General features: G+C 35.9%; 24 protein-coding genes. 9 read left to right on the forward strand and 15 right to left on the reverse strand.

All coding sequences use genetic code 11. The annotated features are described in order from the left end of the window. Positions 1 to 228 precede the first annotated feature (228 nt). Positions 229 to 1,644 carry an amino acid permease gene (locus ACX5JI_RS18385; protein ID WP_459502485.1) on the forward strand — a complete coding sequence of 472 codons (1,416 nt, stop codon included), beginning with the start codon at positions 229 to 231 and terminating at the stop codon, positions 1,642 to 1,644. Between the two features lie 188 nt (positions 1,645 to 1,832). Here ACX5JI_RS18385 and ACX5JI_RS18390 read toward each other — a convergent pair whose 3' ends face one another. Continuing rightward, entirely contained in the window at positions 1,833 to 2,594 is a 762-nt protein-coding gene (locus ACX5JI_RS18390; RefSeq protein ID WP_459502486.1) for a C39 family peptidase, read from the reverse strand. A gap of 151 nt (positions 2,595 to 2,745) precedes the next feature. Next, positions 2,746 to 3,018 (reverse strand): hypothetical protein, encoded by a 273-nt coding sequence (locus tag ACX5JI_RS18395; RefSeq protein WP_459502487.1) that lies wholly within the window; start codon positions 3,016 to 3,018, stop codon positions 2,746 to 2,748. Between the two features lie 170 nt (positions 3,019 to 3,188). Here ACX5JI_RS18395 and ACX5JI_RS18400 point away from each other — a divergent pair, with 170 nt between their 5' ends. The 3 genes from ACX5JI_RS18400 to ACX5JI_RS18410 all read left to right on the forward strand — a co-directional run bounded on the left by ACX5JI_RS18400 (position 3,189) and on the right by ACX5JI_RS18410 (position 7,651). Beyond that, positions 3,189 to 4,718, forward strand: coding sequence for a cardiolipin synthase (locus ACX5JI_RS18400; RefSeq protein ID WP_459502488.1), 1,530 nt, complete (start codon positions 3,189 to 3,191; stop codon positions 4,716 to 4,718). Between the two features lie 152 nt (positions 4,719 to 4,870). Then, positions 4,871 to 5,764, forward strand: a complete 894-nt coding sequence (locus tag ACX5JI_RS18405; RefSeq protein WP_459502489.1) for an ATP-binding protein — start codon at positions 4,871 to 4,873, stop codon at positions 5,762 to 5,764. A gap of 3 nt (positions 5,765 to 5,767) precedes the next feature. Next, the gene (locus ACX5JI_RS18410; RefSeq protein WP_459502490.1) at positions 5,768 to 7,651 is read left to right on the forward strand and encodes a vWA domain-containing protein; all 1,884 of its coding nucleotides are present in this window, start codon (positions 5,768 to 5,770) and stop codon (positions 7,649 to 7,651) included. A 131-nt stretch (positions 7,652 to 7,782) separates the two neighbouring features. Here the strand turns inward: ACX5JI_RS18410 and ACX5JI_RS18415 are convergent, their stop codons facing one another. After that, a complete protein-coding gene (locus ACX5JI_RS18415) occupies positions 7,783 to 8,205 on the reverse strand; it encodes an NUDIX hydrolase (protein WP_459502491.1) in 423 nt (140 codons plus the stop codon). Positions 8,206 to 8,379: 174 nt separating this feature from the next. Between ACX5JI_RS18415 and ACX5JI_RS18420 the strand changes: the two genes are divergently transcribed. Next, on the forward strand, positions 8,380 to 8,658 hold the full coding sequence (locus ACX5JI_RS18420) for a hypothetical protein (RefSeq protein ID WP_459502492.1): 279 nt from the start codon (positions 8,380 to 8,382) through the stop codon (positions 8,656 to 8,658). Between the two features lie 83 nt (positions 8,659 to 8,741). On the opposite strand, the gene ACX5JI_RS18425 is transcribed toward ACX5JI_RS18420, so the two are convergent. Both ACX5JI_RS18425 and ACX5JI_RS18430 read right to left on the reverse strand, forming a co-directional pair. Then, complete coding sequence (locus tag ACX5JI_RS18425) at positions 8,742 to 9,716, reverse strand: L-threonine 3-dehydrogenase (RefSeq protein ID WP_459502493.1); 975 nt, start codon at positions 9,714 to 9,716, stop codon at positions 8,742 to 8,744. Between the two features lie 34 nt (positions 9,717 to 9,750). Next, positions 9,751 to 10,941, reverse strand: coding sequence for a glycine C-acetyltransferase (locus ACX5JI_RS18430; protein WP_459502494.1), 1,191 nt, complete (start codon positions 10,939 to 10,941; stop codon positions 9,751 to 9,753). A gap of 213 nt (positions 10,942 to 11,154) precedes the next feature. On the opposite strand from ACX5JI_RS18430, the gene ACX5JI_RS18435 reads away from it, so the two are divergent. Beyond that, a complete protein-coding gene (locus ACX5JI_RS18435; RefSeq protein ID WP_459502495.1) occupies positions 11,155 to 11,898 on the forward strand; it encodes a class I SAM-dependent methyltransferase in 744 nt (247 codons plus the stop codon). A gap of 24 nt (positions 11,899 to 11,922) precedes the next feature. Here ACX5JI_RS18435 and fpuD read toward each other — a convergent pair whose 3' ends face one another. The 3 genes from fpuD to ACX5JI_RS18450 are packed head-to-tail and all read right to left on the reverse strand — an operon-like array spanning position 11,923 to position 14,848. Next, complete coding sequence (gene fpuD / locus ACX5JI_RS18440) at positions 11,923 to 12,735, reverse strand: petrobactin ABC transporter ATP-binding protein FpuD (RefSeq protein WP_459502496.1); 813 nt, start codon at positions 12,733 to 12,735, stop codon at positions 11,923 to 11,925. Positions 12,736 to 12,788: 53 nt separating this feature from the next. Continuing rightward, positions 12,789 to 13,847, reverse strand: coding sequence for a FecCD family ABC transporter permease (locus tag ACX5JI_RS18445; RefSeq protein WP_459502497.1), 1,059 nt, complete (start codon positions 13,845 to 13,847; stop codon positions 12,789 to 12,791). Beyond that, a complete protein-coding gene (locus tag ACX5JI_RS18450; RefSeq protein ID WP_459502498.1) occupies positions 13,844 to 14,848 on the reverse strand; it encodes a FecCD family ABC transporter permease in 1,005 nt (334 codons plus the stop codon). Before ACX5JI_RS18450 ends, ACX5JI_RS18445 begins: the two co-directional genes overlap by 4 nt. A gap of 172 nt (positions 14,849 to 15,020) precedes the next feature. On the opposite strand from ACX5JI_RS18450, the gene ACX5JI_RS18455 reads away from it, so the two are divergent. Both ACX5JI_RS18455 and ACX5JI_RS18460 read left to right on the forward strand, forming a co-directional pair. Further along, positions 15,021 to 15,986, forward strand: a complete 966-nt coding sequence (locus ACX5JI_RS18455) for an ABC transporter substrate-binding protein (protein WP_459502499.1) — start codon at positions 15,021 to 15,023, stop codon at positions 15,984 to 15,986. Between the two features lie 384 nt (positions 15,987 to 16,370). Next, entirely contained in the window at positions 16,371 to 17,762 is a 1,392-nt protein-coding gene (locus ACX5JI_RS18460; protein WP_459502500.1) for a peptide MFS transporter, read from the forward strand. Between the two features lie 230 nt (positions 17,763 to 17,992). Here ACX5JI_RS18460 and ACX5JI_RS18465 read toward each other — a convergent pair whose 3' ends face one another. The 3 genes from ACX5JI_RS18465 to ACX5JI_RS18475 form a co-directional block, all read right to left on the reverse strand. Further along, a complete protein-coding gene (locus tag ACX5JI_RS18465) occupies positions 17,993 to 18,184 on the reverse strand; it encodes an amidohydrolase family protein (RefSeq protein WP_459502501.1) in 192 nt (63 codons plus the stop codon). A gap of 81 nt (positions 18,185 to 18,265) precedes the next feature. Continuing rightward, positions 18,266 to 18,445 (reverse strand): acid-soluble spore protein H, encoded by a 180-nt coding sequence (locus ACX5JI_RS18470; protein ID WP_459502502.1) that lies wholly within the window; start codon positions 18,443 to 18,445, stop codon positions 18,266 to 18,268. A 110-nt stretch (positions 18,446 to 18,555) separates the two neighbouring features. Further along, complete coding sequence (locus ACX5JI_RS18475) at positions 18,556 to 18,849, reverse strand: ArsR/SmtB family transcription factor (protein ID WP_459502503.1); 294 nt, start codon at positions 18,847 to 18,849, stop codon at positions 18,556 to 18,558. A 587-nt stretch (positions 18,850 to 19,436) separates the two neighbouring features. Between ACX5JI_RS18475 and ACX5JI_RS18480 the strand changes: the two genes are divergently transcribed. Beyond that, on the forward strand, positions 19,437 to 21,056 hold the full coding sequence (locus tag ACX5JI_RS18480) for a lactate permease LctP family transporter (protein ID WP_459502504.1): 1,620 nt from the start codon (positions 19,437 to 19,439) through the stop codon (positions 21,054 to 21,056). Positions 21,057 to 21,258: 202 nt separating this feature from the next. Here ACX5JI_RS18480 and ACX5JI_RS18485 read toward each other — a convergent pair whose 3' ends face one another. The 4 genes from ACX5JI_RS18485 to gloA2 all read right to left on the reverse strand — a co-directional run bounded on the left by ACX5JI_RS18485 (position 21,259) and on the right by gloA2 (position 25,831). Further along, a complete protein-coding gene (locus tag ACX5JI_RS18485) occupies positions 21,259 to 22,029 on the reverse strand; it encodes a class I SAM-dependent methyltransferase (RefSeq protein WP_459502505.1) in 771 nt (256 codons plus the stop codon). A 165-nt stretch (positions 22,030 to 22,194) separates the two neighbouring features. After that, complete coding sequence (gene aspA, locus ACX5JI_RS18490; RefSeq protein WP_459502507.1) at positions 22,195 to 23,628, reverse strand: aspartate ammonia-lyase; 1,434 nt, start codon at positions 23,626 to 23,628, stop codon at positions 22,195 to 22,197. A gap of 352 nt (positions 23,629 to 23,980) precedes the next feature. Next, positions 23,981 to 25,297, reverse strand: coding sequence for a hemolysin family protein (locus tag ACX5JI_RS18495; RefSeq protein ID WP_459502508.1), 1,317 nt, complete (start codon positions 25,295 to 25,297; stop codon positions 23,981 to 23,983). A 147-nt stretch (positions 25,298 to 25,444) separates the two neighbouring features. Beyond that, a complete protein-coding gene (gloA2, locus tag ACX5JI_RS18500) occupies positions 25,445 to 25,831 on the reverse strand; it encodes an SMU1112c/YaeR family gloxylase I-like metalloprotein (protein ID WP_459502509.1) in 387 nt (128 codons plus the stop codon). Positions 25,832 to 25,912 lie beyond the last annotated feature (81 nt).

The raw sequence follows: 25,912 nt of genomic DNA on the forward strand, positions 1-25,912 counted from the left end.
ACGAATACAACTGTAGTTACATTTGCACAAAAACATCATCATCATACGTAAACCCTTGAAACCTAGCGGAAAAATTCACGCGTAGGTACAAGGGTTATTCCCGTTGTACCTACACTTCGGCAAAGAGCCATGTAGGTATTTTTTATCTACATGGCTCTTTTTTATTTTCCAAAAATGCTAGTAAAAAACGATGAGTAAGCAAAACTACTACAAAGGAGTTATACAACTATGGGAACAAAAAAATGGGGTTTATGGATTTTAACAGCATTTGTTGTTGGAAATATGGTTGGCGGCGGCGTATTTATGCTTCCAGCAAATTTAGCGCAAGTATCAGGTCCGATGGGATCAACACTTGCATGGACAATTACTGGGCTTGGTGTATTTATGATTGCTCTTGTATTTGGAAACCTTGCCGTACGTAAACCGGAGTTAAAGGCTGGTCCACAAAGTTATGCACAGGCAATGTTTACTTCTCAAAAAATGGGTAAAGCAGCTGGATATAGTATGGCATGGGGATACTGGGCTGCTAACTGGGCTGCTACAGCTTCTGTTATTATTTCATTTGCGGGGTACTTGTCTACATTCTTCCCAGTATTACAAAGTAAGCAAATTCTTTTTTCACTAAACGGTTTTTCATTAGAACTTGGAAAAGGATTAACATTTGCTGTATGCAGCATTGTGCTCTGGGGCATTCAATACATTCTTTCTCAAAATATTGATCGTGCCGGTAACATGAACTTACTTGCAACAATCGCAAAGATTATTGGATTTACAATGTTCATCGTTATTACATTATTTATTTTTAACGCCTCTAATTTTGGTGATGGTCAAACATTTATGAATGAGGCCGGGAAATCAATTCCATTAGGCGGACAAATAAACGCTGCTGCGATCGCAACGCTTTGGGCATTTATCGGAATTGAGTCAGCAGTGATGCTGTCTAATCGTGCCAAGTCACAGCGCGATGTAAAAAAAGCAACGATTTTTGGATTAATTATCGCTCTTCTTATTTACATGGCAATTACCTTACTTACGATGGGCGCTCTTCCGCAAGATGCGTTAAAAGAATCACAAAAGCCACTCGTTGATGCATTAAGCCTAGCAATTGGTAATAAAGGTGCTTACATTATGGCACTCCTTGCACTTATATCATTGTTCGGATCTACTGTAGGATGGATTGTTGTCAGTTCAGAAGTACCTTATCAAGCAGCAAAGAACGGGCTTTTCCCACAATTTTTTGGCAAAACAAATAAAAAAGGAAGTCCTTCAAATTCGTTGTTTGTTACAAATATTATGACGCAAATTTTCTTATTCTCAACAATATCTGGTACTGTTTCAGAAGCTTATAGTTTTGCGATTGTTGTTGCGACTTTAGCATATTTAATTCCATATCTTGTTTCTACTCTTTACCAGTTAAAACTCGTTGTTACCGGGGAAACATATGATATAACACCAGGTTCTCGCATAAAAGATGGAATCATTACTGCGCTAGCACTTTTATATTCTCTATGGGTAATTAAAACTGGAACAGCTGATTTAAAAACATTTTTCTTAGGCATTGGATTATTTGTATTAGGACTTATTCTTTATCCATTCCTTATGAAAAAATCGGCACCATCTACACCGATCCAGAAAAAAGAATAGAGTAAGTTAATCAAAAAGAGGCAACTGTTAGCTATATTCCATATTTACTGGAATAAGAGCTACAACTGCCTCTTTTGCATAACAGAAATGTTCCATTCTATTACAGGTAAATGAAACTTGTTTATATCATAATACAAATAACTACTCAATCATCAAACAAAATTAGCTATAAAAATTGATCGCATTCCTTACGTTCCTTTCTTATAACTAATTGCTTGCTTCCCCATCTGCTCCCAAGCTGCCTGAAATTCATTTTTTGAAACAGCTATATGTGGCTCTTTTCCAAGAGGATTATGAATGTACACCTTGTCTTTATCATATCCTGTCACGAGAACACTGTGCTCATGGTATGTAATCCGAACCATTCCTTGCGGCGTTTCCCAATTGTGAAACTGACTATCTGAAAGCGGCCGAAAAGTAGAATTTATAACTACTAACACAGGTACTTTAGAACGAATCTGTGTATAAATACTCTCTATATTTTTTCCAGTCAAATCCATTGCACGGTCCCCTAAATATTGTTTTGCTAACTTATAAATAGGTTTATGATATGCACCGTACCCCGGGTAAGAATACGTATATATATTCCCAACAAATCCCTCATTTGGATGTCCATGCTTCTTTCCAATCCAGAATGGAACTTTGTCTATTTCTTTCGCTAATTTCATTTTGTCTACTTGAATATTTGCCGATTGAAGTAGCATTGCCAAACTCGTTACTTCACACCCCCTTTTTAATTCCGGAAGTTGGCTTATAAACGGAACCTGTGATAATATCATTTTCTCCGGTAAAAATTTTGGCCATTCTTGATTTACTTGCTGCATCCTATATTGATTTGACTTCTGACCCACCTGTACTTGCTCCGAAGATTCCTTATTAACAAATATGCATCCCGCACATAATATCAATAGCATAAAAAACAAACTATACAATCTTACATATTTTCTCATATATATGATTCTGACTCCATTTCATATTTAAATAATCCCTTTCTATTTTGCACTCTTACAGATGAAATCCTATTGTTATTTTTTCCCTGACCACAGATTGTTTGTTAGCTACAAAAAAACAGACCACAAACAGTCCGTTTTTTTTCGTAATTTAATAATATCCCCCGTATGGATATTGCGTTGGATATGATACTTGATATGTTGTTGGGTATGTTACGGGGTACGCGACAGGATACGGCGCTGGATAATAACCGCCTCCACCACTCGTTAATGCTCCAGCTGTCAAACCTCCTAATACTCCTCCAACAAAGCTTCCTGGAAAGAACGGACCTCCTCCCCACCCCCAGCTACCACCGCCACCATGATAACCATGATGATGGCCACCGTGATGGTGATGGCCACCGTGATTTCGCATGTGGTCCATTTTTTCATCTCCTTTATACCTTATTTCTTATCACAATATGCTGGACAAATGCGGAAAGCGTGGGCGTTTTATACATATTTGCACAGATATTGCAAAACATTTTATAATGAGAGTGTTGTAATATATTTCTATCACGAACATACAAGAAAGAATGGGTGAACTATGTACATATGAAAAATCGTGTTGTTCAATTATTGTTTGTATTTACAATTGTAGCGATAATCCTCGTACTCTTAAATAAATCTGTCATATCTATATACACATTTATTGGTGTACTATCCACCATAACCATTATTGGAATTTCTTTCGTGATTTTTATTGAAAATCGCTCTCCACAAAGTACATTAGCATGGCTTTTAGTATTAGCACTTCTACCAGTAGTTGGTGTATTTTTATATTTATTATTCGGCCGGAGCCGGTGGAGAAGACGGAAGCACTTACACCGCGCGGAAGAACAAAGAAATGTATTCCGTGAAATTTTAGCAATGAAACGCTTCAATCCTACCGTCCCCTCCATATTGAATGAGCGATCTACTTATTTAGCAAATGCTATTCAAAAATTTGGTGGTGGCCCTGTTGCAAAGGAAACAACGACTACGTTATTAACAAATGGAGAAGAAACCTTTACTGAAATTATACAAGCGATCGAAAAAGCCACTCATCATATTCATGTGCAGTATTATATTTATCGATCAGATGAAATTGGCACCCAGCTTCGAGATGCATTAATAAAAAAAGCGAAAACCGGCATTATCGTACGCTTTCTATATGATGGCCTTGGAAGTAATACATTAAAAAGCAGCTTCTTACAACCGATGCAAGAAGCTGGAATTGAAATGATAGAGTTTGATTCGATTCTATCCCCTTGGCTTTTAGAAACAGTAAATTACCGTAACCACCGAAAAATCGTCATTATTGATGGAGAAGTTGGATTTACTGGCGGACTCAATGTTGGTGATGAATATCTTGGACGATCAAAAAAATTTCCTATTTGGCGCGATAGTCATTTAAAAATAGAAGGTAAAGCATTGTACAAACTACAAGCAATCTTCCTTGAAGATTGGCTGTACGCTTCTAGTGGCTTAAATTCTTATTCTTGGGAACCATTTTTGAACCGAGACTATTTTCCTGGTAAAAGTATTCCAAGTGCAGACGGCGCGGTCCAGATTATCGCAAGTGGGCCAAGTTCAGATGATGCAAGCATTCGTAATGCTTTATTAACAGCTATGACTTCTGCTAAAAAATCAATTTGGATTGCCACACCATATTTTATTCCAGACCAAGAAACATTAACATTGCTGCGTTTAAGTGCAATCTCTGGAATTGATGTCCGCATTCTATATCCAGGCAAAAGTGATAGCATCATTAGTGATCAAGCGTCTCAGTCCTACTTCACGCCACTTTTACAAGCTGGCGCCTCCATTTATCGCTATAAAGATGGCTTTATGCATGCGAAGATTGTACTTATTGATGATGAAATTGCAGCAATCGGAACTGCAAATATGGATATCCGTAGTTTTGAACTTAACTATGAAATTATTGCAATGTTATACGAATCCAAAACAGTTCTCGATATTAAACATGATTTTGAAAAAGACTTTAACGACTCGATACAAATTAAATGGGAATCATTCAAAAAACGTAGTATTCGTAAACGCATATTAGAATCCCTTATGCGCTTGATTTCCCCTCTATTATAAATTTTTAAAAAGTAATCAAAACAAAATTGATTGCTTTTTTCTTTTTATATGGAGCGTTCATCTTACTCTCCTTTTCTTTGCATACCATATGAAAACAAGTTATCATAAGATGTATTGTTTACTTTATGAAAATAATGTTAGGTGGGACATACATGTTAGATCAATTTCATATACATGCTGATTTAAAACAGCAATTAACAACCATTCACGAAAAAAACAAGCAAGAAGCTGGTGAAAATACACATTTAATTGGAACAAAAATGTACAAAGCATCTGATAACAGTATTATTGAAGATGCGATTACAGCATTGCTTCTTGGCAAGAACATTCTACTGAAAGGACCAACTGGAAGCGGAAAAACGGTTCTTGCTGAAACACTATCTTCCTTATTCCAAAAGCCGATGCACAGTATTAACTGTTCTGTTGACTTAGATGTGGAAGGTATTTTAGGATACAATACGTTAAAAACAAAAGATGGAGCATCTGAAGTCTCCTTCGTTGACGGTCCTCTTATGAAAGCAATGAAAAATGGACATTTCTTATATATAGATGAGATCAATATGGCAAAACCTGAAACACTTCCGCTTCTTCACGGTGCATTAGATTACCGTAAAATGATTACAAACCCATTCACACAACAAGTTGTATATGGTGATGAAGAATACCGTGTAATCGCTGCAATCAACGAAGGTTATGTTGGAACAAGTGAGCTCAATGAAGCATTAAAAAACCGTTTTGTTATCATTGAAGTTCCTTACATTCAAGGCGATACATTAAAACAACTATTATTAGCCGAATCCAAATTACAAAACACTGCAATCATTGAAAAATTTGTAGCATTCGCAAGTGACCTCATGCCACTCGCTCGTGACGGACGTGTAAGTGAAGAAGCAGCAAGTATTCGTGGTATTATCGACGCATGTGACTTAGGCGTATATATTCCTGTTATGCGTGCAATTGAGCGAAGCATTATCGCGAAGTTAAATGATGAAACAGAACAAATGACTGTCCGTGAATTAGCAGAAAGCTATTTCTTTGAGGGATAATTCATGAGACAAATTTTTAGTGACAAAAAAATTGATGCGTCGCTGTTTCTGCAAATGGAAAATTTGATGTATGCCCTTCTAAAAGAAGACGATGCTTATTTAGAATATGGCTATAAAGCATATTATGACGAAATCGAAAAGAAAGTTGTCATCAGTCACTTTTGGGATGATCGGAAAGAAGAAGATACGGTAATCGGTTTAAAAAGCGAAGTGTTTTTAAAAGCGCTTGGTAATAAACATTACTCAGACATGAAATTAATTCGCTCTTATGCAATCGAATTACAAGAGTCTCCTCTTAAGAAATTTTTAACACAATTATTTGTTCTGTTAGAAGATTTACGAGTTGAGGAAATTGTAAAAAGCTTACGCCCTGGTACGAAACACATTTTTAGAAGAAGAAAAGAAATGTATCGTAATTATTTCAGTTCACAAAATGAAATAAACCGTGTTCGTAACTATCATGGAGATCGTCTATTTTGCTTATGTTATCTTTCTTTAACAAGCGATAAATACGAAATGTTTCACAACGACTATTTTGAACAAGTCGAATCCATTTTACATGATGCATTCCAAGCTCGTAATACGGAAGATACAATGTATATTGTTGAAAAAATTCGTTATCGTTTAGAAGGATTTTTGGAAAATGATATGATTAACAACTACTTCGGTCATGCCCCGCTCTACTTGTCTGTTATTGCAGAAGAAAAAGATGGGCGCGTAGAAGATTTAGCCAATGACGATACCCAAATTGTAGATGACGATGAGAATAAAAGCAAAATGAATGAAAGCTTCTCTACATGGCATCGCGAAAATAAAAATAATGAAAACGAAAACTTCTTACGCTTTGAATTAGAAAGTGGTACAAAAACAAATATGATGGGTGACACAGCTCGTGAGTCTGAAGATGGCGATCAAGCACTAGGTTCTGTGCAAGGTACTTCGCAAAAAAGTACACAATCAAACTTCGATCAGGCAGATGCGCAAGATGCAAAAGCGTCCCATGCTTCTAGTCAAAATGAAGGCATATACGGTAAATATAACGTCGGTGCCTCTCATACATGTAAAGAAGCTCGAAAGCCGAAACTTGATGAAAAGAAAGATTACCAAGTTATCAAGTCCGTCATTAATAAAGACGTAAAAGAATTAAAGAAAATTATTGAAAAAACGATTGAAAATAAAACAAACGCAAATAGCGATAAATATTACGGAAGACTTCGTAAAAAGTTTTTACGTATTTATACAGAAAAACAACCACGTATGTTTTATAAAAAAGGACAAGAATCACAAGAGCTTGATGTTGCTTTTCAGTTATTAGTGGACTGCTCTGGCTCAATGTACAACAAAATGGAAGAAACGAAAAAAAGTGTTGTTCTATTCCACGAAGCATTAAAATCATTAAAAATCCCGCATGCCATTAGCGGATTTTGGGAAGATGCTTCCAGTGCGACACCAGAGGATAAACCAAACGTCATCCATGAAGTTGTAACGTACAAAAACTCAACATTGCCAAACATTGGTCCAGAAATTATGCAACTTCGTGAAGAAGAAGATAATCGGGATGGTTACATTATCCGTATCGTTTCTGAAAAACTTGCTAAACGGCCAGAGAAACACAAATTCTTGCTCGTATTTACAGACGGTGAACCTTCTGCCTTAGACTATCAGCAAGATGGTATTTTAGATACACATGAAGCTGTTAAGCTCGCTCGTAAAAGCGGTATGGAAGTCATCGGGATTTTCATCGAAGAAGGTGAAGCAAAAGAAGCTACTTATCAATTGATGAAAAATATTTATAATCATCACTTCTTAGTTGCCAATCATGCTGAAGATTTACGCTTGAAGATTAAGCCGTTATTGAAGAAATTATTACTGAAGACGATTGAATAGCAACCAGGGGCTTGTCTGGCCCCTGGTTTTTAGTCGTTATTTGTCAAGAGATCGATATCTCGTGTCGAATCGCTGATATATCGTGAGAAACGTTCGATATATTTGAAAAATCGTTGATAAAATTTTATTTACTACTTTGTTTCCTGTTGAAATTTATATGGAATAGACGCCTGTAATAATGATTCAAGTCCTCCATCATAATATGGAAAGCGCTCATTTGCCGTTTTCATATCGGCCCATTCTATTGCCGAAATTTCATCTGCATCCCGCACAATAATATCGCCATCTATCACATTGGCGTGAAAAGTAATCAATAATGCGTGGTTGCCTACTTCAGTAAAAAATTTTTCGTTTATTGCAGCAATCCCCTGTATCTCTACAGTTAATCCGGTTTCTTCTTTTACCTCTCTTACAACTGCCACTTCTAATGTTTCTCCCTTTTCCACTGCCCCACCTGGCAATGACCACGCATCTTGTTCTACATTATGTACCATTAATACTTGATCTCGTTCCTTGTCATAAATAAGTGCATAAACAACGTCGACTCTTTTCATACATATTTCCTCCTATTGTATTTTTCACGTATCTAATCCTGGTTCAATATTCAATCTAATGCTAATTGCTTGTCCCCCAGTTATGCAAGTGCAGAAGCAACAGCAATGAAACGTTCATAGAAATCTTTTTGGGTATATTAAAAAAGAAGTTTTCCATTAAATATATTTGAAAGGATGTTTCATTTGTCTCCAAAAAAGGATAAACAATATACAGATGTTACAGCTGCTGAAGCAAGACATGAATATGTCATTCCTGAAGAATTTCCTGAAGGTCCTTACGGTTCTTCCACTAACAGAAAGTTAGGCAAATCGACTCCTTGGGAGAAAAACCAAAAAAGACATACCGCACTTAGCTACGAATATGAAAAGCAATATGAGGAAACAGACCAACAATATCCTGAAGCTAGCAGCGAACTAGAACGTCTAGATGCGAACCCTGTAAAGTCTATATAACGAGAAAATTTATTTCTTCCCATAATACATTTAAATATGCTAACCAAAAGAGCCGATTCAAGGAATTGAATCGGCTCTCTTCATTAACCACATACTAACTCAGCTGTTAATTTTTTTTTTAATTTTGCTAGCATATCAGCTGTCATTTTATCTAAATCATACTCCACTTTAAAGCCCCACTCTTCTTTTGCTGCTGTTGCATCAATTGAGTTTGGCCAACTGTTAGCAATCGTTTGACGAGATTGGTCTACTGCGTAATCCATTGTGAACGTAGGGATATGCTTACGAATTGATGCCGCAATTTGTTCTGGCTCAAAACTCATTGCCGTAATATTAAAAGCATTACGATGTATTAACTTACTTGGATCTGCTTCCATTAAAGAAACAATCGCTTGCAATGCATCTGGCATATACATCATATCCATGTATGTGCCAGATGCAATATAAGAAGTGTACGATCCTTTTTTAATTGCTTCATAATAAATTTCAACCGCATAATCAGTAGTACCGCCTCCTGGAGGAGCTACGTAAGAAATTAAACCTGGGAAACGTACCCCGCGCGTATCAACACCAAACTTTTGATAATAATAATCACATAATAATTCTCCTGCTACTTTGTTTACCCCATACATGGTAGTTGGACGCTGAATGGTATCTTGTGGTGTATTGTCTTTTGGTGTTGTTGGACCAAATGCCCCGATTGAACTCGGCGTGAAAAATTTACAGTTTAATTCACGTGCTGCTTCTAATGCATTTACAAGTCCGCCCATATTTAAATTCCAAGCAAATAACGGGTTTTTTTCTGCAGTCGCTGAAAGTAAAGCTGCTAAATGAATAATTGTATCCACTTCGTTACGTTTCGCAATATCATGTAGTTTTTGACCGTCTGTTACATCTAACGTTTCAAACGGACCAGATTTTACTACGTCACTATCTGTCTCGCGGATATCTGTTGCAATAACGTTTGATGCACCGTATGCATCGCGAAGTTTCATCACAAGTTCAGAACCAATTTGACCTAAAGAACCGGTTACTAGAATTTTTTTCATTTTCCCCACTCCTCATTTGCAAGCTTTCAAAAGGTGTAATGTGCTAAATGATCCCCATTTCTTTACCTACTTTTTCATACGTACGAATTGCCTCATCTAGCATTTCTTTCGTATGTGCTGCTGTCGGCATATTACGAACACGACCTGTTCCTTTTGATACAGTTGGGAACACAATTGATTTCGCATATACGCCTTCCTCATTTAAGCGTTTACTAAACTCTTGTGTTAATACTTCATCGCCAATAATACAAGGTGTAATTGGTGTTTCACTATCTCCAATATTAAAGCCAAGCTCTTTTAAACCTTGTTTTAAATAACGACCATTCTCCCATAAACGATCATGTAACTCCGTACTTTCCATTAAAATTTCAATCGATCTCATGCAAGCTGCTGCATCTGCTGGTGTTAAAGCTGTTGAAAATAGGAATGGACGTGAACGAACTTTTAGCCAATCAATTAAGTTTTGCTTTCCTGCTACATATCCACCGACTACCCCAATTGCTTTTGATAATGTACCAATTTGGAAATCTACTTTATCAGAAAGCCCGAAATGTTTTACAGTACCTGCACCTTTTCCAAGTACACCTGAACCATGTGCATCATCTACATATGTCATTAAATCTAGCTCTTCTGCAATCTCGACAATTTCTGGTAGTTTTGCAACATCACCATCCATTGAGAATACGCCATCTGTAATAACCATTAATTTATTATAAAGACCTGATTCCTTAGCCTCAGTTGCCTTTTTACGTAAATCTTCCATATCGGAATGTTTATAAACAATAATTTTTGCTTTTGATAAACGGCTACCATCAATAATAGACGCATGGTTTAATTCATCTGAAAGAATTGCATCATTTTTATCCATAACAGCTGAAATCGCTGCCATATTACAGTTAAATCCTGATTGATATGCAATCGCTGCTTCTGTATGCTTAAACTTTGCAATTGTTTCTTCTAATTTGATATGCAAATCAAGCGTACCGTTAATTGTACGGACCGCACCTGCACCAACGCCATACTTATGAATCGCGCCAATTGCAGCTTCTTGCAGACGATTATCCGTCGCTAAACCAAGATAATTATTTGAAGACAAGTTAATATATTCTTTTCCGCCAATTGTAATAATCGGTCCATTCGGACTTTCTAGCGGATCAATTACGTTATAAAGCCCCTTTGCTTTTAAATCCTCTAAATTTTCTTCTAAAAAGTTTGCAAGTGTTTTACTAGACATCGTGAAGCCTCCCATCGTTCATGTAAGCGCATTATTGTCTTAATAATGCTAATAATCCCTCTACTAGCTTAACACGTTTTCAAAATTTATTATAGAAAAATAGTTTAAAGAAAACGCTTACAACTTTAAATTATATAGGATAAAACAAAAGAAATCTATCACTAACTTTTAAAGTTTGATAGAATAAACAAAATATGTAACGGGGGTTAAAAAATGGTATTTACAGAATCTGAAGTATATAACGATGACTCTTTTTTTGAACAGTACATGAAGCGTAGATATCGACAAGATAATCCAAATGATACAATCGAAAAACCTGCTCTACTACAACTTATCGGTGATACAAAAGGAAAGACAATTCTTGATCTAGGGTGTGGTGATGCCCAGTTCGGTGTAGAATTATTGCGAAAAGATGCTTTATCTTACACTGGTATTGAAGACTCTCATCTTATGTATACAGAAGCTATAAAACAACTAGAAAACGTAAATGGCACGGTCCATTTCATGAACCTCAAAGACTATGCATATCCTTCTGCTGCTTTTGATCTCGTTACATCCAGACTTGCTCTTCACTATATTGAACATCTCAATATTATTTTTCAAAATGTTTATCAAACGTTAAAAAGTGGCGGCACCTTCACCTTTAGCGTTCAACATCCCGTTATTACCTCTTCATTTAAGAGCTTACAATCGAATGGTAAGAGAACGAGTTGGCATATTGACAATTATTTCAAAACTGGAAAACGAATTGAACCATGGATTGAGCAAGAGGTCATTAAATATCACCGTACCACCGAACAATATTTCATTCTCTTACAACGAGCTGGATTTACGATTACGGATCTCCGAGAAGCAACACCGGAGCGAGAGCATTTTCAAAGTGAAGAAGAATATACACGCCGTTTGCGTATTCCCCTCTTTCTTTTATTTTCTTGTAAAAAAATAAAACAGCGCTAGATGTATCTACATCTAGCGCTGTTTTCATTTCACTGCTTGCGGAAGTAAACATCTTCCTCTTCCCTGCGGAATGCATAGCGGCGTCCCAAATAACGGATCTGTTGTAATTTGACAATCCATACGAAATACATCACGAACGAGCTTACAATCAACAATTTCTTCTGGCTTGCCTTGTGCATAAATTTGTTTATCTTGAATGGCTACAATGTTATCTGCATAGCGGCATGCTAAGTTTAAATCATGTAGTACCATAACGATCGTTCTCTGCTCTGTTTCATTTAACTCAAATAATAAATCCAACACTTCAATTTGATGAGTCATATCTAAATATGTCGTTGGCTCATCTAATAGAATAATATCGGTATCTTGTGCAAGCGTCATTGCAATCCAAGCACGCTGGCGTTGTCCACCTGAAAGGGCATGAACATCACGCTCAGCAAATTCCGTCATCCCTGTTGCCGCAAGTGCTTTTTGCACCATCTCTTCATCTTTTTCTGACCATTGCTTAAGCCACGTTTGATATGGATAACGTCCTTGTTTCACAAGTTGCAGTACAGTCAGTCCTTCTGGCGCTTGAGGTCCTTGTGGTAAAATTGCCATTTGACGAGCAATTTGCTTCGTTTGCATATTTTGAATCGCTTTATCATCTAATAAAATATTACCCGATGTTGGTTTTAATAACCGAGCAAGCGAACGTAATAAAGTTGATTTTCCGCAGCCGTTAGAACCGATAAAAATCGTAATTTTCCCTTTTGGGATCTCTAAATTTAATTCATCAATAATAATTGTTTCACCATAAGACAATGTTAACGATTTAGTCTCCAATGCTTTTTGCATATTCCTCTCCCTTTACTCCATTTTTAAATAGACATTTAACCATCTATGTACTTTTATGAATTTCGACTTTTATAGAGCAAATAAATAAAATACGGAGCACCAATTGCTGATGTAAATACACCTGCTGGAACTTCAAGCGGAGAAAAGACTGTACGTCCAATTAAATCAGCAGCAAGTACTAAAATAGCACCTACAATAGCTGCTACGGGCAGTAAAGCACCATATAAAGAGCCTACTAACCTTCTTGAAATATGGGGTGCCATTAAACCGACAAAGCCAATCCCACCAGCAAAAGCAACCGCGCCTCCAATTAAAGCTGTGCTAAGGAGCAAGAGGAAAAAACGTGATTTCGTTAAGCGAATACCAAGTCCGGTAGCAACATCGTCACCAAGCTCTTGTGCATTTAAATGTCTCGCTGATACAAATGCAACCACTGTTAAAACGAGAACCCAAGGTGCTAACACCCCTACGTTTTGCCAAGAAGATCCGTAAACAGTACCTGTAATCCACACATTTGCTTGACTCGCTTGATAGATTGGTGCCAATAACATAAATAACGTTGTTGCAGCTTTAGTTAAAGCCCAAAACCCAACGCCGATTAAAACAAGACTAATTGGCGATAATCCATCATTTCTCCATGCGAATATATATACAAAAAATGCGACAACCGTCGCCCCAATAAAGGCCGCAAGGGGCATATAGTGAATGCTTACTGTTAATGCATTATTTTTATCACTAAATACAGCAAGAAATAGCACAACCGCTACACTTGCCCCGCCCGTAATTCCAATAATATCAGGGGATGCAAGCGGATTTCGAACAAGTCCTTGTAAAATACATCCTGCAACAGCAAGTGCTATCCCTACAAGAATTGCAATTAAAATGCGCGGCATACGAAACTTGTTTACAACCATATTTGACATCGCATCACCATTCCCAGTGATCGCTTGCCATACATCATATGGTGCTATTTTCATATCTCCCATCCCTGCACTAGCAAAGAATAATCCAATTAAAACAAATAATAAACTTAATAAGACGAGACCAGCTCGTTTATACATTAAAAACGAGAGGCCATCTTTTCCTATACGAAACGGAATATATTTCTTCATTTGCTAAGCCCTCTCTTACGTGCAATATAAATAAAGAATGGTGCACCAATAAATGCTGTCATAACCCCTACCGGTACTTCTTGTGGCATAATTACATATCTCGCTCCAATATCTGCAAGGAGTAACAAGATCGCACCTAGCAAGCCACTATAAGGTATTCTCCATCGATGATCGACACCAACAAGCGCTCTTGCAAAATGTGGAATAATAATACCCACAAATCCAATAGGGCCCGCGACCGCAACAGAACCACCAGACAGTAAAACAATAATGAGTAGTATAAAGGATTTCATCCAAATCGTTCGTTGTCCTAATCCTTTGGCAACATCTTCTCCCATCATTAATGTATTTACTTTTCCTGCTACCATAAGAGAGGCTATCCACCCTATTAATAAGTAAGGGAATACAGATTGCAATATTTCTAACTTTCTTCCTTGTACAGAACCAGCGAGCCAAAATAAGACTTCTTCTAATGCTTTCTCATTTAATACAAGTAATCCTTGTGTTAAAGATGAAAATAAGGCGCTAATTGCTACTCCCGCTAACGTTAACTTAAGAGGAGTTGTCCCTTCTTTTCCTAAAGAACTAGATGCAAATACGAGTACCGCAGCCACTGTTGTACCTAAAAAAGCAATCCACGTAAATGCTGACAAAGATGTTACCGAAAAAATACTAATCGCTACAACAATGAAAAAAGCAGCACCTGAGTTTAATCCGATAAAATCTGGAGCTGCAAGCGGGTTCTTTGTTAAAGTTTGCATCAAACAACCAGCAATAGCTAAACTAGCACCAACACTAGCAGCAATTAAAGCCCTCGGAAGACGTACATTTTGAATAATAATATGTTCATTCGAACCATCAAAATGGAAAAAAGCATCTAATGCTAATTTCCAACTCGTATTTGTATATCCGTAAATAATACTTCCCCAAATACACATAATAACTGCAACGATTCCAACAAATAATCCAACCCACTTTGCTTGATTTGTTTTTAATAACATGCAGTGTTTCTCCTTCAATGTATAATGATACGTTGTTAGTGTATTGCAACTTAATTTACGTTGTCAATGATATTGATAATTACTGTCAATTATTTCTATTGACAATATATTTATAAAGCCGTAATATCAGTTTTGCTAATGAAAATTATTCTCAATATTAGGGGGATACATAATGAACTTCATCAAACAAAAATCGTTTGCATTATTTGCATTCGTACTATCATTTTCACTCCTTTTAGGTGCATGTGGTAATACGGAAAAGAAAGAAGAAACAAAAAAAGAAGATAACAAAGAAACGATTACTGTAGAACATGCAATGGGGAAAACGAAGGTTCCTGCTAATCCAAAGCGCGTTGTCATTTTAACAAATGAAGGAACAGAAGCGTTACTTTCACTTGGGGTAACACCAGTTGGTGCTATACAACCACCAACTAGTAATGGATGGTATCCACATATGAAAGACAAAATGAAAAATGTAAAATCTGTCGGTAATGAAAGTCAAGTCAATATCGAAGCAATTGCTGCGTTAAAACCCGATTTAATTATCGGTAACAAAATGCGTCAAGAAAAAGTGTACGAGCAATTAAACGCAATCGCTCCTACTGTCTTCTCAGAGACATTGCGCGGTGAATGGAAAGATAACTTCAAATTTTATACAAAAGCATTGAATAAAGAAAAAGAAGGTCAAAAGGTATTAGCTGATTACGACAAACGCATCAATGACTTAAAAGGACAACTTGGAGATAAAGTAAATCAAGAAATTTCTATGGTACGCTTTATGCCAGGTGATGTTCGTATTTATCATGGAGATACATTCTCTGGCGTTATCTTAAAAGAGCTTGGTTTCAAACGCCCTGGTGATCAAAACAAAAATGACTTTGCAGAACGCAATCTAACTAAAGAACGTATCCCTGCAATGGACGGCGATGTTATCTTCTACTTCACATACGATCAAGGAAATGAGAAAAAAGGTTCTGAATTAGAGAAAGAATATATCAACGATCCTCTATTCAAAAACTTAAATGCTTCTAAAAACGGTAAAGTATACAAAGTTGACGATGTTATTTGGAATACAGCTGGCGGTGTAATGGCTGCAAACTTAATGCTAGATGATATTGAAAAACGATTTGTAAAATAATATTTTTCGAAAACAGCTCCTCTTTTGAGAGCTGTTTTCTTTCGTTATCCTTACATAAACTGTCACAATTTTCGTTTTGTATTTTTATTCTCAATATGTTATATTATAAAAGTAAAAAGAATATATTTTCTCTATATCAGAAGAGTTTTTATAGTCTAAATTTTCTGATTAATCATTATTTTGTTTTCTTTTGGAATTTAAATATTACATTTGAAAACGCTTAGTATCTAATTTTAAGGAAAAAATATAATAACGGTCGAAGATTTAATAGATTATTCAAGAAGTTTTCTTACTATTTCCATATAATTCTATTGACTTCTAAATATTTTGTAAATTAAAATGATTACATAAATATCCGTTATACAGGATTAGGGGGAAACAAAAATGGATGCAGCTTTAAAATTAAAAAAAGCTGAAGAGCAGCAATCACCAAAAAAACATCCACCTGGATTATATTTGTTGTTCTTAACAGAAATGTGGGAAAGATTTAGTTATTATGGAATGCGTGGTCTTTTAGTTCTTTATTTAACAACAACTGTTGTAAGTGGCGGTCTAGGATTAGATAAAGCTTTTGCCGTGCAATTATACGGAATTTTTACAGCATTAGTATATTTCACTCCAATTGCGGGTGGTTGGTTAACTGACCACTTTATTACAAGACGTCATGCCATTACTATTGGCGGTCTCGTTATGGCACTTGGTAACTTTGTACTATTCTCGATGAATACAAAAACTGGACTCTTTTTAGGATTAGGATTACTAGTTATCGGTAATGGATTCTTTAAACCAAATATTTCTACAATGTTAGGTGAACTGTACGGTGAAAATGATTCACGTCGTGACAGTGCTTTTACAATCTTTTACATGGGTATCAACATAGGAGCGTTCTTCGCACCACTAGTTTGTGGTTTCCTAGCAGAAGACTTCTTTAAAACAAGCGTTAATGGCGTTATGGTTATGGGTTATAAATATGGATTCTTAGCAGCTTGTATCGGTATGATTATCGGCCAAATCATCTTTAACTTTGTTGCTCCACGCTATCTTGGGGATGCTGGAACAACAGTTGTCGGTAAAAAGTCAAAAGATAAAAATGCAAAAGTAATTGAAAAGAAACCTTTAACAAAACAAGAGAAAAACCGTACTTGGGCAATCGTTATTTTAACTTGCTTCGTAGTTTTCTTCTGGGCAGGTTTTGAACAAGCTGGTAGCTCTTTAACACTATATACAAACACATTTGTTGATCGTACAATTTTCGGATGGGAAGTCCCAACATCTTGGTTCCAATCTGTTAACCCAGCATTTATCGTACTACTCGCACCATTCGTATCTATGTTATGGATTAAACTATCTAAAACGAAACGTGGCGACTTAAAAGTCCCAACAAAAATGGCATTTGGTATGATTTTACTTGGAATTGGCTATCTTGTTTTAACATTAGCTGTTCTAAAAACTGGAAGCGATGAAACACATATCGTTACGAAAGCAAATCTACTATTCATCGTGTTCACATATTTATTCCATACAATTGGTGAGTTATTCTTATCACCAATCGGTATGTCCATGGTAAGTGCAATTGCTCCTGTCAAATTAGCTTCCCTATTAATGGGTGTATGGTTAGCAGGTACTGGCTGTGCAAACTTATTAGCAGGACAATTAGCTGCTTTCACGCAATCTTTAGGATACTTAGAAGTATTCGCAAGTATCGGTATTATCGTAATTGTACTTGGATTAATTCTTCTTATGTTCTCTAAAAAAATCGCACATATGATGGAATAACAGTTCAATAAGACAGGATCCTCAAATACGAGGGTCCTTTTTTATTACTATATTTTGACTGATCCAAAAGCTTCTTTTTCTAATAATGTTAAATACGTATCCTCTCCTCTTCCTCTAAAGAACAAATGATTTCTCCCATTGGATTACTGATCAAACTCCTTCCATAAACAGGCATATTCTTTTCTTGCTCTACTCAATTTGTCGCAGCGACAAATACACCATTGTGAATACTAATAATTTTGAACAACCTGTTTTCTATCCTGATAGACAATATTTCCATCTACCATTGTAAAAATAGCTGGAGTCTCTTTAATTTCTGTCACAGGTACACGAAATAGATTCCGGTCCAATACAACAATATCAGCTAACTTTCCTTCTGCTATTGTTCCAAGTTCATCCTCACGAAATATACCAATGTGCATAAAGTATGAATAATTGCATACTACTTGTCACTTTTATAAATAAAAAGAGAAAGTTAGCTCCTAAAAGCTAACTTTCTCTTTTTATTGCTCTTCCAACGATGTAACATCTACTTGTACCGTTTCATTTGGTGTTTCCACATCATGGACATTTGCGATTCCACGTCCCTCATCACAACTTTCAATCCAAACCGGTACACCATGGTAAGTTACATCAATTCTACTTGAAGATGACAAAATTTGTTTTACACGCTTTACGTCCATTCGACATCTCTCCTTCTACTTATGACACTCCTTTCTATCTTTTCATATTTCTTTGAAATATATTCCATAAGAAAACGACGTACATTTCTACACGTCGCTTCCTATAATATTCAAATTTTTAAAAATAATACTTTTAAAACTTCACTTACTTTCTCATTATGCACTTGATAATATACTTCTAAGCCACGTCTTTCAAAACGAACAACTTTATTCTGCTTTAACTTTGTTAAATGTTGTGAAACAGTAGATTGTGGAATTTCTAAAACTTCTTGCAATTGCGTTACGTTACAAGTGCCACGTTCCATGAGCTCCATTACAAGACGAAGACGGAGCGGGTGGGCTAATGCTCGTAACATTTGTACATCCTCTTCTGAAATACGACAATCAAATTGATTTTGGTTCATAAAGTTCCCCTCATTTTTTCATTTTTATTTTCTCTTTATTTATTTTTATATATCTGTTTTTAAATTCCCTGTTACGACACAACTTTATCAACCTAAAATAAAAATTTATTTCCTCCTTTGATCAACATACACTTCAAGAAAAAAGCCCCTTGTTGATTTTGAATATTATACTACACGACTTATTGAAAAAGCAAAACATACAAATAAGAATACCTTGCTTCTAAAAGCTGTTTTCTCAAGCCTTTCGTTATATTTTTCACCTAAAATCCTTTCTGTAATCATATGGTAAATTATTACTTTGAAATGATATATAAATATAATCTTTTTCGTTCTCCTGTTGACCTCCTTCTCAATATTGGGTGCAACCCAAATTTGTGTATTCAAATAGATACGATTCCTCTTTTTGTCCAGTTTATGAACAAAATGTAGCAGTTTTTTTACAGTTAAAACTATTATGAGATAAGTATACTTTTTTACGTTGACAATAGTGTTGAACGGGAATATACTTAGCGATGTAAGGTGATTGTGAATTCTTTCACAAATAATGTGAATTTCTTCACAAATTATAAATAGGAGTTGTCATTATTATGAGTACTTGGACACAAATTTATGATCCATTAAACAATATTTGGTTGTCAGCAATTGTCGCTGCTCTTCCAATTCTGTTCTTTGTTCTTTGTTTAACAGTCTTTAAGATGAAAGGCTATTTATCAGGACTTTATAGTGTAATTTTAGCAATCATTCTTTCCATATTCGTTTACAAAATGCCTGCAACAATGGCCGTATCATCCGCTGCCTTTGGAGTAGCAGCTGGTTTTTATCCAATCTGTACAATTGTTATTGCAGCGATTTTTCTATACAAATTAACAGTAAAAACTGAGCAATTTAATGTTATTCGTGACAGTATTTCCAGTATTACAAACGATCGTCGTCTTCAAGTTTTATTAATTGCTTATTCATTCGGTGCTTTCTTAGAAGGTGCAGCTGGTTTTGGTGTCCCTGTTGCAATTACAGCAGCATTACTTGTAGGTATGGGCTTCAATCCATTAAAAGCAGCAGGTATTTGTTTAGTTGCAAATATTGCTGGCGGGGCGATGGGAGCAATGGGTATTCCAGTTACAGTACCTGCTCAACTAACACAAATAGACGCATTAACTGTTGGTCGTCAAACTGTAACATTATTACCTTTCATTAGCTTTGTATTACCATTCCTACTTGTTGCAATGGTAGATGGCTTTAAAGGAATTAAAGAAACTTGGCAAGGTATCCTTGTAAGTGGTGGTTCTTTCGCCATTACTCAGTTTGTTGTAACATACTACCTTGGTGCAGAATTAACTGATATTTTCGCTGCAGTTGTCAGCATGGTTGCACTTGCATTATTCCTACGTGTATGGCAACCAAAATCTTCAACTAAAACTGAAGAACAAGTAGAAAAACATAGCTACACAATGAAACAAATCTTATACGCTTGGTCACCATTTGCATTCTTAACTGCATTCGTAACAATTTTCAATTTACAAGCAATCAAAAATTTATTTGCTCCAAATGGTGCATTAGCAAACTTAGTATGGAATATCCAGATTCCTGGTTTACACAATCACGTTATAAAAACAACACCAATTGTAAATGTGGATACACCATTTGCAGCAATATTTAAGCTAGATGTATTCTCATCTACAACTACTGCAATCGTACTAGCAATTATCGTATCTTTACTTGTGTATCGCGCAAAAGGAAAACTGATTAAAGAACTAACTATTGAAACATTAAAAGAGCTAAAAGCTCCAATTTATACAATTTGTAGTGTAATCGCATTAGCTTATGTAACAAACTACTCCGGGATGTCTTCTACTCTTGGACTAGCTTTATCATCTACTGGCGATGCGTTCCCTATTCTTTCTCCAATCCTAGGTTGGATCGGCGTATTCTTAACTGGTTCTGTCGTATCAAGTGGTTCTTTATTCGCACCGCTTCAAGCAGTAACTGCAGCACAATTAGATATCGTACCTTCTACACTTGTTTCATTAAATGTAGTTGGCGGCACAATGGCAAAAATGGTATCACCACAATCTGTAGCAGTTGCTTGTGCAGCAGTTGGACTAGTTGGTAAAGAATCAGCTCTATTTAAAACAGCAATGAAATATAGTTTAATTTTCTTAGTTGTCATTAGTTTACTTCAACTTAACTCTATATTTAATATCTTTTAAAAAGTGGAAACGATCCCTTGGTTCACTTGTGAGGTGCAAACAAAGAAAAATCTCCCGTGGAACCATAGTACATTTAAAATAAAAGAGACCGACTTGAAAAAGTCGGTCTCTTTTATTTTAAATAATGTCACCTTCAATTAAAGCCTTCGTTAGTTGCATACAGTAGTTACCCTTATAATAGAGAAGTCCGCGTAGTATACGCTTATTTCCTTCCGCTCAAAATTATTGCATTTCCTAATACTTTTTTGTTCAATAAAAGATTTGGCAATTTTATTTCTTTAGCAAGCTTGTAGCCATTCAATTCAGATACACCATGTTTCTTTAAGTCATTAAAGAGCTCTTTTTCATCCCCAAATACCTTTTCATCCATAAACAAATCTAAGAAGACAAATTCACCACCAGGTTTTAACACCCTTAATGCCTCTTTAATTACTTCAGTTTTATTCTCGTTATCTTTTACTTCATGGAATGTTAGACAACTTACAATTATATCAAATTCATCATCATGAAAAGGGAGTTCTGCAGCACTTGCTTTCAGAAAATCAATCCTATCAGAGACCCCTTCTATTCCAGCATTCTGTTGGCATTGCGCTTTCGAATATTCCCAATTTCCGCCCCAATAATCTATTCCAGTTAAAAAGGACTTAGGAAAAGTCTTTGCCAGTTTAATAATCAGTGAACCGCTGCCTGTTCCTATATCTAATATTTTTCCTTTTCCATCCCCATTCACCTTGGCAACAATTAAATCATGTATTTTTGACTGATAATCCCCCCCAAATGCTGCGAATTGATAAACAGAATAAGAAAGTATAAATGCTATATAAATAAAAGGCATCGCAAAAACCCCTGACAGGACTCGCATATATAAACTAACAGGTAATAATGTTACCAAGAGCAAACTGAATGAAATAGCCAAAAAAATAAGTAGTTTGTAAATTCGTATCCAAGTTTGATATTTAGCTTTTGTTTTCAAGTTAGCAGCCACCCTTACATAATCTATTTTTTGTTTGGTATAATTATAAAGGAACTTAATAATCCTTTGTTGATCTTTAAAGATATTCTTTTTTACGAATAGTTGCTCAACATCATTATAAAATAACCCTGCCCGTTGTCCGAAAAAAATCCCGATACACATGTATCAGGATTTTTTATTCTTTAATAGAGAAGCACCCGCAATTTCGGGATGTGTCATTTCATAAGGATCTAAAATAATATCGAGCTCTTCTTCTGTTAACACACCGTGTTCTAAACAAAGTTCCCGAACAGATTTCCCTGTTTCAATTGCTTCACGAGCAATGCGAGATGCCGTCTCATACCCAATATGAGGGTTCACCGCCGTAATAATACCAACGCTTTTCTCAACATATTGTTTTAACAACTCTTCATTTGCAGTAATACCTTTAATACAATACTCACGAAATACATGAAATGCGTTATTCATAATACTAATGGATTGAATTAAATTAAATACTAACACTGGCTCCATTACATTTAGTTCTAATTGTCCTGCTTCTGATGCTAAACATATTGTATGGTCATTTCCAATCACTTGAAAGGCTACTTGATTAATCACTTCTGCCATAACTGGATTCACTTTTCCTGGCATAATAGACGATCCTGGTTGACGAGCTGGCAATTGAATTTCAGCTAATCCAACGCGTGGTCCGGATGCCATAATGCGCAAGTCATTTGCAATTTTAGACATATTCATCATACATACTTTAAGTGCCGCTGATACTTCTGTATAGGCATCTGTATTTTGCGTCGCATCTACTAAATGCTCCGCACCAACGAGTGGAAACCCACTAATATTGCGTAAATGTTTTACAACTTGCTCGATATAAGTTGGGTTGGCATTTAATCCTGTTCCAACAGCCGTTGCCCCCATATTCACTTCATATAAATGTTGCCTAGACTGTTTAATACGTTTTATATCGCGCCCAAGCACTCGGCTATATGCTTCAAATTCTTGCCCTAAGCGAATTGGAACGGCATCTTGCAAATGCGTACGCCCCATTTTAATTACATGATCAAATTCTTTTGCTTTATCGGTAAATGCACGATAGAGTGCATCCATTGTAATCAGAAGTTCTTCTAGCATTATAAGCACCGCAATATGAATTCCTGTTGGGAACGCATCATTTGTTGACTGCGCCATATTCACATGTGTATTCGGACTAATGATGGCATAGTTACCCTTTTCATACCCCAGTCTTTCAAGTGCACGGTTTGCAATAACCTCATTCGTATTCATATTAATAGAAGTACCTGCTCCGCCCTGAATTGGATCTACAATAAACTGCTCATGAAACTTCCCATCAATAATTTCCTGAGCCGCTTCTGCAATCTCCTCCCCAATATTTGCTTGTAAATAACCTGTCTCCATATTTGCAAGTACTGCAGCTTTTTTGACCATTGCCATTGCTTTAATTAATGACGTATGAATACGATATCCTGTAATCGGAAAATTTTCTACAGCTCGCAATGTTTGAACACCATAATAAGCTGCACTTGGTACTTCCTTTTCTCCTAGAAAGTCTTTTTCTATACGTATATCTTTCGCTTCTATCATTTTCCATCACCTATACTTTTCATTCTAATCGATAACTTGAAAATATCTTCTATGAAAATAAGATTTTTATACGTGATATATAAATACAAATTAAAAAACTAACATCAAACCATTCTTTTCAGATGGATGAGAGCACCCGGCCATGCATAGAAGCGGTCAGTGCCTTTTTTAGCCCCATTCCCTGTGAAAACAGAAGGAGAAAATGAGTGAAGGTCTTCGTCTGTTCTTCATAACCATAATGTATCTGTTAGCAAATCAAAATGGATTTATATATTTTCATACATGCCTTCACAATAGCACCTCATCGAAAGTTTAATCAGTGAGCCTTTCTCCTCCCATTGAATGACAAAGATTAAGAAGTTTCCGGATATTTTGTTTCACATTTCTTTATTTCTATCCGTTTAATTTGATGCATATCTTTCTCAAGGATTTTAAATACCCAGCCATCGTTCTCAATAACATCACCTTCAGCAACGGTTTGTTTCTGCATCATAACCCAACCACCAATCGTATCTACATCGTCAGTAAGTAAATGTAAACCGAGCAAATCATTTACTTCACTAATAAGCACTTTTCCATCAATTATTTTATATATCTCGCTTATATGCTCAACAGGTGGGTGTTCATCTTCATCATATTCATCTCGAATTTCACCAACAATTTCCTCTAAAATATCTTCCAATGTCACAATCCCAGCTGTGCCGCCATATTCATCATATAAAACAGCAAGGGGAATGCTTTTCTTTTGCATTTGCAGTAACAAATCATGAATCGGAATATTTTCTAACACTTCAATAACAGGTCTCGTATATGGTGCAATGGAGCATTCTTCGTTTCTCCCCTCATCCATATAATGAATGAATAAATCTTTTACATTAACCATTCCAATAATATCATCCTTATCTTCAGCAAATACAGGATACCTTGTATACTTTTCTTGTCCAATTACTTTAATATGTGTCTCAAACGGTTCATCTTCATATAAACCGACTATTTCAGTGCGCGGAACCATAATTTCTTTTGCTAACCGATTATCAAATTCAAAAATATTATTTACATATTTAAATTCGGCTTGATTAATTTCACCACGTTCATAGCTCTCCGATAAAATAAGTCTTAATTCCTCTTCTGAATGTGCAACTTCATGCTCAGAAGCCGGATGTAATCCAAATATACCGGTTACAAGGCGAGCCGCTCCATTTAGAGCCCAAATAAACGGATACATAATACGGTAAAAATAAATAAGTGGCCGAGCTAGTACTAAACTTACTTGCTCTGCTTTTTGAATCGCTAATGTTTTTGGTGCTAATTCTCCAATTACAACATGCAAAAAGGTGATAACAGCAAACGCAATAAGAAAAGATACAGTACTAGCAACTGCCGGTGAAAGAGCTATTCTTAAAAACAGCGGCTCTAACACATGTTTTATTGTTGGTTCACCTAACCATCCTAATCCTAAAGCTGTAATGGTAATTCCAAGCTGACATGCTGACAAATATTCGTCTAAATTTGAAATTATTTTCTTTGCGGCTAGTGCCCCTCGCTTTCCTTCTCCTACAAGCTGATCAATCCGACTACTGCGCACCTTTATAATTGCAAATTCAACCGCCACAAAAAAACCAGTTAGTGCAATAAGAAGAATCACTATCATTAATTTGATAATTTCCAAAGAACACCTTTAGCTCTTTTAGCTAAAGTTACACCTCCTTTTTAAAAGCAAAAAAATTGATTTTGAAAGAAGACTACTGGAAGTTTCACTGTGTTCTTATTCTCTTCATTTGTCAAAAAGCAAACCTATATAAAATTCCCCAATTTTTCAGTTCTCGTATAACTCTAATGGTAAACCATCAGGATCTTGAAAAAACGTAAATTTTTTTCCTGTTATTTCATCTACACGTATTGGCTCCGTTTCTATCCCATATCGCTCTAGATGCCTAGCTGCTTCTTGAATATTTGTAACTGCAAATGCTAAATGCCTAAGGCCAGCTGCCTCAGGGAAACTTTTCCGTTTTGGAGGATTTGGAAAGGAAAATAACTCAATCTGGTACTGTCCCCCTACACATAAATCTAATTTATAAGAATCCCTTTCAGCTCTATAAACTTCATTCAACACTTTAAATCCTAATATTTCAGTATAAAATTTCTTGGATGTTTTATAATCAGAACAAATGATTGCAATATGATGCACTCCTAATATATTCACGTTCTATCTCCTTCCTCTCTTTACCACATATGCATATTCTTCCTCGAAATGAAAAACCTATATAACAGAACATCTCATAAG

Source organism: Bacillus sp. C1, assembly GCF_054570475.1.

Bases quoted from the DNA above. Each gene is read 5' to 3' on its own strand.
- ACX5JI_RS18385 (WP_459502485.1), top strand. From the start codon at position 229: ATGGGAACAAAAAAATGGGGTTTATGGATTTTAACAGCATTTGTTGTT.
- ACX5JI_RS18390 (WP_459502486.1), bottom strand. From the start codon at position 2,594: ATGAGAAAATATGTAAGATTGTATAGTTTGTTTTTTATGCTATTGATA.
- ACX5JI_RS18395 (WP_459502487.1), bottom strand. From the start codon at position 3,018: ATGGACCACATGCGAAATCACGGTGGCCATCACCATCACGGTGGCCAT.
- ACX5JI_RS18400 (WP_459502488.1), top strand. From the start codon at position 3,189: ATGAAAAATCGTGTTGTTCAATTATTGTTTGTATTTACAATTGTAGCG.
- ACX5JI_RS18405 (WP_459502489.1), top strand. From the start codon at position 4,871: ATGTTAGATCAATTTCATATACATGCTGATTTAAAACAGCAATTAACA.
- ACX5JI_RS18410 (WP_459502490.1), top strand. From the start codon at position 5,768: ATGAGACAAATTTTTAGTGACAAAAAAATTGATGCGTCGCTGTTTCTG.
- ACX5JI_RS18415 (WP_459502491.1), bottom strand. From the start codon at position 8,205: ATGAAAAGAGTCGACGTTGTTTATGCACTTATTTATGACAAGGAACGA.
- ACX5JI_RS18420 (WP_459502492.1), top strand. From the start codon at position 8,380: ATGTTTCATTTGTCTCCAAAAAAGGATAAACAATATACAGATGTTACA.
- ACX5JI_RS18430 (WP_459502494.1), bottom strand. From the start codon at position 10,941: ATGTCTAGTAAAACACTTGCAAACTTTTTAGAAGAAAATTTAGAGGAT.
- ACX5JI_RS18435 (WP_459502495.1), top strand. From the start codon at position 11,155: ATGGTATTTACAGAATCTGAAGTATATAACGATGACTCTTTTTTTGAA.
- fpuD (WP_459502496.1), bottom strand. From the start codon at position 12,735: ATGCAAAAAGCATTGGAGACTAAATCGTTAACATTGTCTTATGGTGAA.
- ACX5JI_RS18445 (WP_459502497.1), bottom strand. From the start codon at position 13,847: ATGAAGAAATATATTCCGTTTCGTATAGGAAAAGATGGCCTCTCGTTT.
- ACX5JI_RS18450 (WP_459502498.1), bottom strand. From the start codon at position 14,848: ATGTTATTAAAAACAAATCAAGCAAAGTGGGTTGGATTATTTGTTGGA.
- ACX5JI_RS18455 (WP_459502499.1), top strand. From the start codon at position 15,021: ATGAACTTCATCAAACAAAAATCGTTTGCATTATTTGCATTCGTACTA.
- ACX5JI_RS18460 (WP_459502500.1), top strand. From the start codon at position 16,371: ATGGATGCAGCTTTAAAATTAAAAAAAGCTGAAGAGCAGCAATCACCA.
- ACX5JI_RS18465 (WP_459502501.1), bottom strand. From the start codon at position 18,184: ATGCACATTGGTATATTTCGTGAGGATGAACTTGGAACAATAGCAGAA.
- ACX5JI_RS18470 (WP_459502502.1), bottom strand. From the start codon at position 18,445: ATGGACGTAAAGCGTGTAAAACAAATTTTGTCATCTTCAAGTAGAATT.
- ACX5JI_RS18475 (WP_459502503.1), bottom strand. From the start codon at position 18,849: ATGAACCAAAATCAATTTGATTGTCGTATTTCAGAAGAGGATGTACAA.
- ACX5JI_RS18480 (WP_459502504.1), top strand. From the start codon at position 19,437: ATGAGTACTTGGACACAAATTTATGATCCATTAAACAATATTTGGTTG.
- aspA (WP_459502507.1), bottom strand. From the start codon at position 23,628: ATGATAGAAGCGAAAGATATACGTATAGAAAAAGACTTTCTAGGAGAA.